Here is a 13,231-nt window from a genome sequence, read left to right on the forward strand (position 1 = left end):
GCATTCCTCGGGCATTGGAAGCAGTTGGATTTCTTAGTTTTCTCCCCAAAAAAACGACCGAATGTGTTGCAGCGTGACTGTCAATTCTATCCGCGGTGCTTTCGGCTAGTTGTGCGAACGCACCACGAAATAATCCTGAATGGCTTACTTTTCCGCCTGATGTCGTTTTTGTACCATCAATGACGATTTCCGACATTGACGCCGCAATGAAACTGGTGCCGAATGGAGGTCATGGGGATGTTCAATAGTCAAGAAAACAAGCCAGCGGCCCGGTCAATCGATCCAATTCGTTGGCCGTAGCGCCCGTTTCAATCAATCACAACGCGAACTTTACCTAATAACTAGTGTCACAGGGAGACATCTATGAAAAACCAGACAATCAATGGAAAGCCGATGCACTGGGCGGCAGAGATGCATGCTCAAGAGTATCGCGACGGCAATCTGAGTCGGCGCGAGTTCATGGCGCGGGTAACCGCACTTGGCGTCGCCGTTCCGGTGGCATATGGCATGATCGGTCTGCAATCACCTGCTGCAGCGCAGGAGCCCCAGAAAGGCGGCACCATTCGCTACCAGATGGAAGTGCGCGCATTGAAAGATCCTCGCACCTATGACTGGACGCAAATTGCGACCTTCACTGCGGGCTGGCTTGAATACCTTGTCGAATACAACAACGACGGTTCATTCAAGCCGATGTTGCTGGAAAGCTGGGAAGCCAATGATGACGCCACAGAATACACACTGAACGTCCGCAAAGGTGTGAAGTGGAACAATGGTGACGATTTCACTGCCGAAGACGTGGCGCGCAACATTGCTGGCTGGTGTGACTCGTCTCTCGAGGGTAACTCGATGGCATCGCGCATGGCGTCACTGGTCGACGAGTCAACGCAGAAAGCAGCCGACGGTGCCATCACCGTTGTTGACTCGCACACCGTAAAACTGAAATGCAACGCGCCCGACATCACAATCATCCCCGGCATGGCCGACTATCCGGGCGCCATCGTTCACAGCAGTTTTGACGCGAACGACATGCTCTCCAACCCCGTTGGTACGGGCTTCATGATCCCGGAAAGCCACGAAGTGGGTGTTAAGGGTGTATTGGTTCGCAACGAAGGCTTTGACTGGTGGGGCTATGAGGCCGGCAAGGGCGGCTATATCGACCGGATCGAGTTCATCGACTACGGCACCGACCCGGCAGCCTTCCTGGCAGCCTATGAGGCCGAAGAGATCGACATGAACTGGGAGTCGGTCGGCGAATTTGTCGACATCTTCGACGGCATCGGCCTCGTCCGCTCGGAAATTCCATCAGGCTTTACCATCGTTATCCGCCCGAACCAGTTGGCTGAAGATGCGAATGGCAACAAGATCTATGGCGACAAGCGCGTGCGTCAGGCTCTGGCTATGGCCGTTGATAACGAAGTGTGTTTGGAACTGGGCATGTCAGGCTACGGCATCCCCGCCGATAACTGTCATGTCGGCCCGATGCATCCGGAGTATGATTCAGCTGTGACACGCATTCCGTATGATCCAGCGGGGGCGAAGGCCCTGATGGACGAAGCCGGAATGGGTGATTTCGAACACGAAGTTCAGTCGATTGACGATGACTGGCGTCGTAACACCACCGCTGCGGTGGTCGCGCAGTTGAACGACGCGGGCATCAAGGCCAAGCATACGGTTCTGCCGGGCTCAACCTTCTGGAACGACTGGACGAAATACGCCTTCTCGTCGACCAACTGGAACCACCGCCCGTTGGGCACTCAGGTTCTGGCACTGGCCTATAAGTCAGGCGTCGCGTGGAATGAATCCGGTTTTGCCAATGAAGAATTCGATACTCTGCTGGCCGAGGCAAACTCGATCGCAGATGTCGACAGACGTCGCGAAGTGATGGCGAAACTGCAGGCGATCATGATTGACGAGGGTGTGACCATCCAGCCCTATTGGCGGACGGCGATGCGCCACCATCGTGACAACATGGTGGGTGTTGAAAAACACATCGCCGACCTGCCGCAGCTATATAAGTTCGGCATCATCTCCTAACCAAACCACAAAGGCCGCGCCGCTCTGGCGCGGCCTTTTCGTCCTGAACACGGCGACCATAATAACAGCGATGCATGAAGCCGTTTGGCATTCATGCTGGCCGACCAACAGGGGCTAATATGGGACTTTTCATTCTAAGGCGCGTCGGCATCATGCTGGTGACTGCACTGTGCCTGACATTCCTGGTCTTCTTTTTGACCAACCTCTACCCGAACCTCGAAAAGCTTGCGAAAACGCAGGGCAACTTCCGTATGTCGGATGAGCAAGTTGAGAGCTATTTGCAGAAAAACGGTTACCTCCAATCCACTCCGATCAAATACGGTGAATGGTTGGGGGTCTTGCCTTCGTATCGGCATACGAACGAAGATGGAACTGTTCAGGGCCGATGCATTCTGCCCGGGAAAACTGCTGAAGAGTCACCCAGTTTCTGTGGTATCCTGCAGGGGTATTGGGGTTATTCGACCGTCTTCAAGGAAGAGGTTTCAACCGTAGTTGGAAACAGGCTGGCATTAACCGGGCGGTTGATGTTCTGGGTTATGCTGCTGATGGTCCCTTCGGCACTTATCCTGGGTGTTTTGGCCGGAATGAAAGAAGGTTCAGCAACCGACAGGACGCTTTCGACCTTTGCCATCACCACAACCGCAACCCCAGAATATGTTTCTGGTGTTATCTTCATAGCGATTTTCACTTCGTCCGCTGTCGGCTTGAAGTGGTTTAAGGGTACTGCCACACAAGCGATGGAGAACCCGACATTCGAGAACTTCTTCCTCCCGGTTTTGACGATTGCGCTTTACGGAATGGGCTATATCGCCCGGATGACCCGCGCCTCGATGACCGAGGTAATGACGGCGCAGTACATCCGGACGGCGCGCCTGAAAGGTGTATCGTTCTCGAACATCGTCATGAAACATGCGCTACGCAATGCGCTGATCGCGCCTTTTACAGTCATCATGTTGCAGTTCCCATGGCTGCTGAACGGCGTGGTGATCGTCGAGACCCTGTTCAACTACAAAGGGTTTGGTTGGGCGCTGGTGCAGGCGGCAGGCAATAACGACATCCAGTTGCTGCTGGCGATTTCGGTCGTGTCGGTCTTTGTGGTGCTGGTGACGCAGCTGATTTCGGATATCGGCTATGTCTACCTCAACCCGCGCATTCGCATTTCTTAAGGAGGGTTAGATCATGGAACCACTTACCTGGACCGGCTCTATCGCCTTCCTCAACCCGCTACTGTTGCTGGCACTTGGGCTTTTGGCCTTGTCCATCGTTGTCTGGATGCTGGCAAGTATCGTTCTGCCCGAAGACCAAATGACAGTGAATCCAGACGGAACGCTGAGTTCGAGCTCGGGTCTTCGCAATCTAATACAAGCCGCGCTGCGCTATAGTTTCCTAGCTATTGTGGGTCTCGCAGTTGCTTATATCGTGTTGGGTATTCTGATGGGCACCAGCGCCGGTATCATTGGCGCCATATCCCAGCAGTTCCTGCCGGTTTGGCTGTCGCTGATCATCCTTTATGCGATGTCGATTGCGTTCAAACGCAAGCTTGGACTTTACGGCAAACTTTTCGACAGCCCCATTGGCATGATCGGCTTTGGCCTTGTTATGTTCTGGGTTTTCACCGGGATTTTCGGCGCGCTCGACCTGATCGTCACCCATGACCCATTGGCTCAGCTCTCAGGCATGAAAAACAAGGTGCCGGGTACGCCTCTGGCCAGTGTGGAAGAGGGTCAATACGCCTGGTACCTACTGGGTGGCGATAACCTTGCACGCGACGTCTTCAGTCGCATGGTCAAGGGTGCCTGGATTGTTGTTCAAATCGCACCTCTGGCGACCATGTTTGCCTTCATGGTTGGTATCACTCTTGGTCTACCTGCGGGTTACTATGGCGGGCGGCTGGATACGCTTCTGTCGTTTCTTGCGAACCTGATCCTGGCCTTCCCAGTGATCTTGCTATTCTACCTGCTGGTCACACCCGAGATCGTTGCGACCGGCGTTCCTAACTATATGGCCGCCGTATTGTTCGTATTCCCAATCATCTTCCTGGGTGTTCTGCTGAATTCGCGGTACTACACACGGCCAAACTTTCGGACTCCGCTATTGATCGGAGTACTGGGCGTTGCGCTCTGGTTGTATCTCTCGTTGATTTCAACCAGCGGCTACATCATCAACACTGACAGCTACCGTATCTGGGGACTGCCGACCTATCTGGATCTCTTTGATATTCCAGGTGGTATTCTGGTGGTATTTGTCTCGGTGGTCTTCGTGAACTCACCTACGGTGTTCCGCATCGTACGTGGCTTGGCGCTGGACATCAAAACCCGAGACTACGTGGCTGCGGCCCAGACCCGAGGTGAAGGCCCGTGGTACATCATGCTGTGGGAGATTCTGCCCAATGCGCGCGGCCCGCTGATCGTCGATTTCTGTCTGCGCATCGGCTACACCACCATCCTTCTGGGGACCTTGGGTTTCTTCGGGTTGGGTCTTCCGCCGGAAAGCCCCGATTGGGGGTCTACGATCAACGAGGGGCGTAAACTCTTGTCGATCTATCTGCACCCAGCCCTTCCGCCTGCGCTGGCCCTGTTGTCGCTGGTTCTTGGTTTGAACCTGCTGGCGGATGGTCTGCGCGAAGAAAGTCTGAAGGACTGATGTGATCGAGGCCGGGGGGCCAGCCCCCCGGACCCCCCGAGATATTTTTAGCCAGATGAAGGGGATCCCCCGGACTCTCGCGAGGAGATACAAGATGAACAAACTGGCGGATTATGACGGGCCCATCCTGGAGATCGACAAGCTGTCGATCTCGTTCTTTACCCGTCTGCGGGAAATTCCGGCTGTGATGGATTTTTCGGTTAGCGTGCAACCTGGTGAGGCCGTCGGACTGGTTGGTGAATCCGGGTGCGGTAAATCGACCGTTGCCTTGGGCGTAATGCAAGACCTGGGCAAGAACGGCCGCATAGTCGGTGGTTCGATCAAGTTCAAAGGCCGCGATCTGAGCGAAATGTCCACAGAAGAGCTGCGCGACATTCGCGGCAATGAAATCGCAATGATCTATCAGGAGCCGATGGCCTCTTTGAATCCGGCGATGAAGATCGGCAAGCAACTGATGGAAGTTCCGATGATCCACGAAGGCGTCGGTGCGGAAGAAGCTTATTCACGCGCGCTTGAGGTGGTAACAGACGTGCGTCTTCCTGACCCCGAAAGGATGCTGAATTCGTTTCCACACCAGCTTTCCGGTGGCCAGCAGCAGCGGATCGTGATTGCGATGGCGCTGATGTCGAAACCGGCGTTGTTGATCCTAGATGAACCAACGACCGCTTTGGATGTGACCGTAGAGGCCGCAGTAGTCGAACTGGTCAAGGATCTTGGCAAGAAATACGGCACCTCGATGCTGTTTATCTCGCACAACCTCGGGCTCGTGCTGGAAACCTGCGATCGGCTTTGCGTGATGTATTCCGGTGAAGCGGTCGAGCGTGGTTCGATCAAGGATGTTTTCGACGAGATGCAACACCCCTATACGCAAGCACTGTTCCGGTCGATCCCGTTGCCCGGAGCTGACAAGAACTCGCGCCCGCTGGTGGCGATTCCGGGGAACTTCCCCCTGCCCCACGAGCGGCCCCCAGGCTGTAACTTTGGCCCGCGCTGCGACTATTTCGAAGAAGGTCGCTGTGATGCCAAAGACATACTGATGGAAGCAGTGCCGGGAAATGACAGACACCATACGCGTTGTCTGAAATTCCAGGAGATTGATTGGAATGCGCCAATCACAGTGGGTGAGCAAAAAGAGAAAGGTGAAATCGGCCGGACTGTCCTGAAAATGGACAACCTCAAGAAATATTATGAGGTGGCTGCGAATGCCTTGTTCGGTGGTGGTGAGACTAAAGTGGTCAAGGCCAACGAAACCCTGAGTTTTGAGGCGCATGAATCTGAAACGCTGGCCATTGTTGGTGAATCCGGTTGTGGCAAGTCCACTTTTGCAAAGGTTTTGATGGGCCTGGAAACTGCAACCGACGGGCAAATTTTGCTGGACAATCGCAACATCGAACAGGTGCCTATCGAAGAGCGGGACGCGAAGACCGTGAGCGAGGTTCAAATGGTTTTTCAGAACCCCTTCGATACGCTGAACCCGTCGATGACTGTCGGGCGTCAGATCATTCGGGCCCTAGAGATATTTGGCGTCGGTAATTCAGAGGCTGAGCGGAAAAAGCGGATGCTTGAGCTGTTGGACCTTGTCAAACTGCCGAGGGCATTTGCCGATCGCATGCCGCGCCAGCTGTCAGGTGGTCAGAAGCAACGCGTGGGAATCGCGCGCGCCTTCGCCGGAGACGCGAGGATCGTTGTCGCGGACGAACCGGTTTCGGCGCTGGATGTTTCGGTACAAGCAGCGGTGACCGATCTGTTGATGGAAATTCAGCGAGAACACAAAACCACTCTGCTGTTCATCAGCCATGACCTGTCAATCGTGCGTTACCTCAGTGACCGTGTAATGGTGATGTATCTGGGCCATGTGGTGGAACTGGGCACGACCGACCAAGTCTTTGCTCCACCATACCACCCTTATACCGAGGCGTTGTTGAGCGCGGTTCCGATCGCGGACACGTCAGTTGAGAAACAGCATATCGTTCTTGAAGGCGACATCCCTTCTGCCATGAACCCGCCGCCGGGCTGTCCGTTCCAGACACGCTGCCGCTGGAAGTCCGAAGTGCCAGATGGGCGGTGTGAGTCCCATGTACCCCCGGTTCAGACGCTTGCGGATGGACATCAGGTCAAATGTCACCTTGCCGAAGATATTCTGGCTAAAATGGAGCCTGTCATCAAAATTGCGGCCGAATAATTCCTCGTAAAAGAATGAAGAAGGGCCAGTCCTCGACCGGCCCTTTCGATTTGCGTCACGATTGGTGGGGGGACAGGAGACGCAGGTCGTGGGTGAGTGGCAGTTTCAGTTTGCAATCAACCCGTCATCACGTTGTTGCCGAAGTGCATGAACTCCTGATTCATGCCCGCTACATCCCCGGCTTCCAGCTTTAAGCTGGCGCTGTCGAGCATCTTGTAACTCTGCTGGCTTTTGACCCAATCGTCTGCCGCCTGCAGCGTCGTCAGCGTGTACGACGTAACCTCATTGAGGTAGTGTGTCGGGATGATGATTTTGGGCTTGAGCTTGGCTACAATATCATTTCCCTGATCGAAGCTTAGGATATGTTCCGACCCATCGACAGGCAAAGTCAGTACATCGACCTGCCCGATCGCATCCCAGAACTCCTGAGGCGGATTGTGACGGTTGTCACCCCAGATCAAAGTGCGAATGCCGCCGGTTTCGACTAGGTAGACCACCATATCCATGTGGCCCACGTTGTTGGGCGGGCAAGCTTCGGCACCAAATTCGGCCAATGCGTTGGTCCATTCGTACCATCCCGGCGCAACGCAGGCATGTTTGTCAGCAAAGCCCGTGATCTTTAGGTCGGCAAACTCAAAATTCCCCGCCATCCTGTCCAAAACCATTGTGGAGCTAGGCCGTTCGATAGCATCATGGTCAAAATGAGCATGAGTGGACATGGTTATATCAACGGGGATCTGCGGAAATTCGTTGCGGAACCATAACCCCCATGCGCCCGAGGGATCATCCCGCCAAGGGTCGAATAACGCGGTCGCTCCGTTTGGCGAGGTGATCTTGATGGCACAGTGACCGTAGTAGTCGATCCCAACAGTTCCCGTGCTGGCTTGCCCAGTCGAGCCTTGCAAATCAATCACATGGTTGTTGTTGCCCGGCTGCAGCCAAGCTTGAGATTGTGCTTCGGCTGGTTTGCCACCCAGAAACGAAGCCCCTGCCCCAACGCCCGCAGCACCAGCCGCCATAAAAAATGACCGGCGTGAAAGACCAGTTGCCAGAGTGTCACGTTCCCCGTTCAGTATTGTCGGCTTTAGATCTTTGCGATCCATCTTGATCCTCCCGATTGAGCGGGTGCGGCTGTATCCGCACCCTTCTGATCAGGTTAACAAGGTCATCGTGGAAGGCTCAGATCAGAAAAATCTGGGGGGAATATGGGGGTAATCCCCATATTGCCAGATCACGAAATTGACAAAAGATGGCTGCGCAGGTTCTGATCCCGCCCTTCGAGTCCCAGTTTCCGGCGAATATTATTGCGATGGAAATCAATCGTTGATGTCTCGCGCGACATGGCCCGGGCTATATCTTTGGTGGTTTTACCGGACATGACCAGTTGCGCGATTTCGATTTCCGTCGGCGTCATAACCGAAAACGCATCCGAGAGTTTGTCGGAAATCATCGTGGTGATATCTTGCAGATTTCTCAATGCCAGTTCCAGATAAACTTGCGAGGCGTCGCCTTCGGTCATTTGGCTATGCAACTTGTCCAGATACGGCAAGACCATCGAACGAACCCGTTCAACAATGTCCTGATCGCGTTCTTTCCGGTCGTCGTCCAGACTTGTCAGCAATACCCGAAGTGCAGTGTTGGTTTCTTGTAACTCACGTGTCCTCAACTCGACGCGATTTTCCAACTGGGCCAGTGTTTCATTCAGCTTTTCCTCTAGCGCGCGCCGCAGATAAACCTCTTGAATCAAAGCCAAATCCGACTCGACCATACGTGCAAACTGCGCTAGACCCTCACGGAATAGCAAAGCGCGGCGATTGCGATGGCGATCCAGAACGCAGATGGTTCCGAAAACTGAACCATCCGGCCATTTCAGCGGAAAACCGATGTAAAAGGACATGCCGTGCTCCATGTCCTCATTGTCACTCCAGGCTGGATCGCAAGTAGCATCTTCGACAACAAATTCGCCATCTCGTTCAAGGACACCCTGGCAATAAAGCTTGGGATTCAGGCGAAAATTCATGCCGACAGGGTACGGATTTTCCGGATGATCCGAGGTGATCAGGACCGCATGATCGGGTGCTTCGGTCTTCATGATCAATGTCGCTGGCACATCTGCGAGTTGTGAAACTAGATCAACCAGGTTTTGCCAGTTGGCCATCGTTTCGGCTGGTATATCCGGTCGATCCTTGATCATTACAAACCGCACAAGTCTGAGAGCTATCTACCCAGACTAAGGCAGCGCTCTGTATTTGATCAAGAAACAGCCTCTCTGCGCCGCAGCACCGGGTTTTTAGCCACCCCAGATCACTTTCACATAGTTCTGGGTCTCTTTGTAAGGTGGTATGCCGCCATGCTTTTCGACCGCTTTGGGGCCAGCATTGTACGCTGCCAAAGCAAGCCGCCAGGATTTGAACTTGCGATACTGCCACGACAGATAACGCGCGCCCCCTTCCAGGTTTTGGATGGGGTCATACGGATTGACACCCAGCAACCTAGCTGTCTGTGGCATCAATTGCGCAAGACCTAGCGCACCCTTGTGCGATTCAGCATGTGGGTTCCATCCGCTTTCCTGTTGGACAAGTCGCAAGAACAGCTCTTCTGGCACATTATGCTTTCGGGCCGCATTCCGGGCGTGATTCAGATATTGGCCCCGATAATTTCCGGTGTATCGCTTGGCAAACTTCCCGTTCTCAGTTTTAGGTCTAAGCCGATCTGAATCGCGATACTGGCTTGCGGCGCGACCGTCCAATACCTTGGATTGCTTGAGGAAAAGCGCCTTTCGATTCTTTGTTGAAAGGGTTTCCGCCTGCGCCGAAAAGGACACAAGGCAAACACCTAAAACAGAAATACCACCGATCAGAAACCGCATTAAAGCCAATCCTGCACCCTCAATAACCAGCCGAATTATAGTTAAATCAACCGGAAATGAAAGCTTGGTTAAAGTTGGCCTAATATTTTCCCATTCACCGTTGCAGCATCAATCATGTTTTAACCAAGTCCCAGCCCGTATAGGGTCAGCAGCAGAACACAGCGCCAGATTCGGGCGCCATCCAGTCAGAGTAAAACGAGGGAATAAATGGCGGGTTCAGTCAACAAGGTCATTCTGGTCGGCAATCTGGGCCGCGATCCTGAAGTGCGGACATTTCAAAACGGTGGTAAAGTATGCAACCTGCGCATTGCCACCTCGGAAACCTGGAAGGACCGCAATACCGGAGAGCGCCGTGAACGGACAGAATGGCACTCGGTCGCCATATTCAACGAAGGCCTTGTACGCGTGGCTGAACAGTATCTGCGCAAGGGTTCAAAAATTTACGTCGAGGGACAATTGCAGACCCGTAAGTGGCAGGATCAGTCCGGTCAGGATCGTTATTCGACCGAGGTGGTGCTGCAGGGCTTCGGCTCGACGCTGGTAATGCTCGACGCCCGCGGTGAAGGCGGCGGCGGTGGAGGCGGCTATGGCGGCGGACAAGCCGGCGGCGGATATGGCGACCCATATGGCGGCCCCTCCAGCGCACCAGCCCCTGCGTCTGGCGGAATCGACGATGACGAGATTCCGTTCTAAACCAAGCGGAGACTAAATATGGCATGGTCCTTCTCACTTGGCCGATTACTCGGCTCGGAACTGAGGGTCCATGTCACCTTCTTTTTGCTGCTCGCCTGGGTTGGTTTTGCGGCCTATTCCAGCGGCGGCTTGCCTGCGGCGATTGACAATGTCGTATTCGTACTCGCCTTGTTTGCCTGTGTTGTGGCGCATGAGTTCGGCCACGCGCTGATGGCGCGGAGATATGGCATCCGTACCCCTGACATCACTCTGTTACCGATTGGTGGGCTGGCGCGCCTTGAGCGAATGCCAGAAAAACCGATGCAAGAGGTCTGGGTCGCCCTCGCTGGACCCGCCGTAAACATCGCGATTTGGGCAATTCTTGTTGTCTTGGGGGCAAGCATACAGCTTGGTTCACTCGACCAGATTGACTCGGCCGCAACCGGCCTGCTCAGCCGTTTGGCCTATGTGAACCTGCTGTTGGCGGCCTTTAACATGATCCCGGCTTTCCCGATGGATGGAGGACGCGTCTTCCGCGCCTTGCTGTGCATGAAAATGGAACGCGCCAAGGCAACCCGCATTGCTGCACTCGGTGGTCAGATCGTTGCTGTTGGGCTTGGATTTCTGGGGCTGACCTCGGGCAACCCGATACTGGTTCTGATCGCCGTCTTTGTTTTCATCGCCGCCAATGCAGAAAATCAGGACGTCGCGCTGCGCTCGGTTGCGCGGCGTGTCATGGCGCGGGATGCCATGATTACCGAATTCAAAGCTCTGTCACCGGACGACACGCTGGCAACGGCAGCGCAGGCAGTCATTCACACAACTCAGCATGAGTTTCCGGTTATAGATCAGAATGGTGGACTTATGGGGTTTGTCACCCGCGACCGCCTGTTTACTGCATTGGCGGGTGACCATCCCCGCTCGGAATCGGCGGTCTCGATTATGGGTACTAATATTCCGCAGGTCGAGCTGACCAGTGGATTGGACAAAGTCCTGAATGGCCTACACAAAGGTGCGCCCGCGATTGCCGTATGCACCAAATCGGGGCACATGGTCGGCTATATCACGCGCGAAAATATCGGCGAGTTGATGGTGATCCAGGGGCGCTAAGCCTCAATCACACCTCCAACGCGTCCTTTAGTACAGAAACCACCGTCTCGCGGGGCACATCCGGTGTGACGAAAGCTTGCCCGATCCCTCGTGCCATAATGAACCGCAACTGACCGTCCATGACCTTTTTGTCCTGCGCCATCAGATCGACCAGCGTTTCTGCATCCGGCAATTCACCCGGGATATCGGCCAGATCGGTCTTCATCCCCATCGCACGCAAATGCGCCCTGACGCGGCTCGGGTCTTCTTGCGAACACAGGCCCAACCGAGAAGAGGTCTCAAACGCCAGCGCACACCCGATGGCGACACCTTCGCCGTGCAACAGACGATTTGAATAGCCCGTTGCAGCCTCAAGCGCGTGGCAGAAGGTATGACCCAGATTGAGCAGCGCCCGGTCGCCCTGCTCGGTCTCGTCGCGTGCCACGATATCGGCCTTCATCTGAACCGAACGCTTGACGGCCTGCACTCGCGCTGCCATGTCGCCGGATGCCAACAGAGGCCCGTTATCTTCTAGCCACTCAAAGAACTGGGCATCACCCAACAGTCCGTATTTGACGACCTCACCATATCCAGCGAGAAAGTCTCGCGTCTGTAACGTGCCCAGCACATCAGTATCGGCCAATACCAGTGACGGCTGGTGAAACGCTCCGATCAGGTTCTTACCCTGTGGCGCATTGATCCCGGTCTTGCCGCCAACCGAGCTGTCGACCTGCGCCAGTAGCGAGGTCGGTATCTGAACAAAGCGCACTCCGCGCCGCATCACCGCAGCAGCAAAACCCGCCAGATCGCCGATCACCCCGCCACCAAGCGCAACGACAATGTCGCTCCGTTCAACCTTTTCCGCCAGCAACCATTCCACCGCGCGCTCAAAATGCGGCCAGCTTTTGGTCGCCTCACCGGCTGGAAGCGCCAGCGCGGTCATCTCGATCCCGGCTGAGGCCAATCCATCACGCAGGGCATCCAGATGCATTCCAGCGACCGTTTCATCGGTCAGAACCGCGACACGGGGACGCTTTAACAGCGGGGCAATCCGTTCCCCGGATTGCACCAAAAGTCCGGGGCCGATTTCAACATCATAAGAACGCTCGGCCAGATCAACATGTACGGTTTGATGCATTAATTTCGTTCCAAAATATCTGGGCGTGTCACCAAGGCGGCGATGACCCGATCCACCATATCTTCGATTGCGGTCTCACCATCCGAGTCCGCCACCAGATCAGATTGTTCATAGATCGGCACCCGCGCTTCGTACAAGTCGCGCAGCGTCGCATAGGGGTTCGCTGTACGCAGCAGAGGCCGCGTATCCTTGTGTTTGACACGATTCCACAGCACGTCCAAATCAGCCTTTAACCAAACCGAGGCACCACGATCCGAGATCATTTTGCGATTACCTTCGGCAAGGAACGCACCACCACCTGTCGACAGGATACCTCTTTCTTCGTCCAAAAGCCGCCCGATAATCTGACTTTCCTTGCTGCGAAAGAACGCTTCTCCATCCCGTGCGAAGATTTCGGGGATGGTCATGTTGGCTGCCGATTCGATTTCGGTATCGCTGTCAAGAAAAGGAACACCCAGCCGGGCAGCCAGCGCACGACCCACGGCTGTTTTGCCTGCCCCCATCATTCCAACCAAAACGACGGTTTTGTGCAGTCGAAACTGCGTCGCTGTGTCAGAAGGCACCGTGTTATACTTAATTTCGCTCATTTCGTCGTGAATGACGT

At 54.7% G+C, this 13,231-nt stretch carries 11 protein-coding genes; 6 read left to right on the forward strand and 5 right to left on the reverse strand.

Annotated elements, in window-relative coordinates:
* The first annotated feature begins 363 nt into the window (after positions 1 to 363).
* From ACR3EJ_RS14060 to ACR3EJ_RS14075, 4 genes are all read left to right on the forward strand, one after another.
* A complete protein-coding gene (locus ACR3EJ_RS14060) occupies positions 364 to 2,034 on the forward strand; it encodes an ABC transporter substrate-binding protein (protein ID WP_170539281.1) in 1,671 nt (556 codons plus the stop codon).
* Between the two features lie 119 nt (positions 2,035 to 2,153).
* Positions 2,154 to 3,200: an ABC transporter permease gene (locus ACR3EJ_RS14065; RefSeq protein ID WP_010439620.1), complete on the forward strand. Its 1,047-nt coding sequence runs from the start codon at positions 2,154 to 2,156 to the stop codon at positions 3,198 to 3,200.
* Between the two features lie 13 nt (positions 3,201 to 3,213).
* Positions 3,214 to 4,677, forward strand: a complete 1,464-nt coding sequence (locus ACR3EJ_RS14070; RefSeq protein ID WP_170539278.1) for an ABC transporter permease — start codon at positions 3,214 to 3,216, stop codon at positions 4,675 to 4,677.
* A gap of 94 nt (positions 4,678 to 4,771) precedes the next feature.
* Positions 4,772 to 6,859, forward strand: a complete 2,088-nt coding sequence (locus ACR3EJ_RS14075; protein ID WP_480423008.1) for a dipeptide ABC transporter ATP-binding protein — start codon at positions 4,772 to 4,774, stop codon at positions 6,857 to 6,859.
* Positions 6,860 to 6,975: 116 nt separating this feature from the next.
* On the opposite strand, the gene ACR3EJ_RS14080 is transcribed toward ACR3EJ_RS14075, so the two are convergent.
* The 3 genes from ACR3EJ_RS14080 to ACR3EJ_RS14090 all read right to left on the reverse strand — a co-directional run bounded on the left by ACR3EJ_RS14080 (position 6,976) and on the right by ACR3EJ_RS14090 (position 9,728).
* Entirely contained in the window at positions 6,976 to 7,962 is a 987-nt protein-coding gene (locus tag ACR3EJ_RS14080) for an MBL fold metallo-hydrolase (RefSeq protein WP_170539276.1), read from the reverse strand.
* Between the two features lie 128 nt (positions 7,963 to 8,090).
* A complete protein-coding gene (locus ACR3EJ_RS14085; RefSeq protein WP_170539274.1) occupies positions 8,091 to 9,053 on the reverse strand; it encodes a LuxR C-terminal-related transcriptional regulator in 963 nt (320 codons plus the stop codon).
* Between the two features lie 96 nt (positions 9,054 to 9,149).
* Entirely contained in the window at positions 9,150 to 9,728 is a 579-nt protein-coding gene (locus ACR3EJ_RS14090) for a lytic transglycosylase domain-containing protein (RefSeq protein WP_010439608.1), read from the reverse strand.
* Between the two features lie 207 nt (positions 9,729 to 9,935).
* Here ACR3EJ_RS14090 and ssb point away from each other — a divergent pair, with 207 nt between their 5' ends.
* Both ssb and ACR3EJ_RS14100 read left to right on the forward strand, forming a co-directional pair.
* Positions 9,936 to 10,421, forward strand: a complete 486-nt coding sequence (gene ssb / locus ACR3EJ_RS14095) for a single-stranded DNA-binding protein (protein ID WP_010439606.1) — start codon at positions 9,936 to 9,938, stop codon at positions 10,419 to 10,421.
* An 18-nt stretch (positions 10,422 to 10,439) separates the two neighbouring features.
* The gene (locus ACR3EJ_RS14100) at positions 10,440 to 11,510 is read left to right on the forward strand and encodes a site-2 protease family protein (protein ID WP_170539272.1); all 1,071 of its coding nucleotides are present in this window, start codon (positions 10,440 to 10,442) and stop codon (positions 11,508 to 11,510) included.
* A 7-nt stretch (positions 11,511 to 11,517) separates the two neighbouring features.
* Here the strand turns inward: ACR3EJ_RS14100 and aroB are convergent, their stop codons facing one another.
* Positions 11,518 to 12,627, reverse strand: a complete 1,110-nt coding sequence (gene aroB / locus ACR3EJ_RS14105; protein WP_170539270.1) for a 3-dehydroquinate synthase — start codon at positions 12,625 to 12,627, stop codon at positions 11,518 to 11,520.
* Positions 12,627 to 13,214, reverse strand: a complete 588-nt coding sequence (locus tag ACR3EJ_RS14110) for a shikimate kinase (protein ID WP_170539268.1) — start codon at positions 13,212 to 13,214, stop codon at positions 12,627 to 12,629. The genes aroB and ACR3EJ_RS14110 overlap by 1 nt, the downstream gene beginning before the upstream one ends.
* Positions 13,215 to 13,231: the final 17 nt, after the last annotated feature.

This window comes from Ruegeria sp. AB11, from assembly GCF_056536325.1.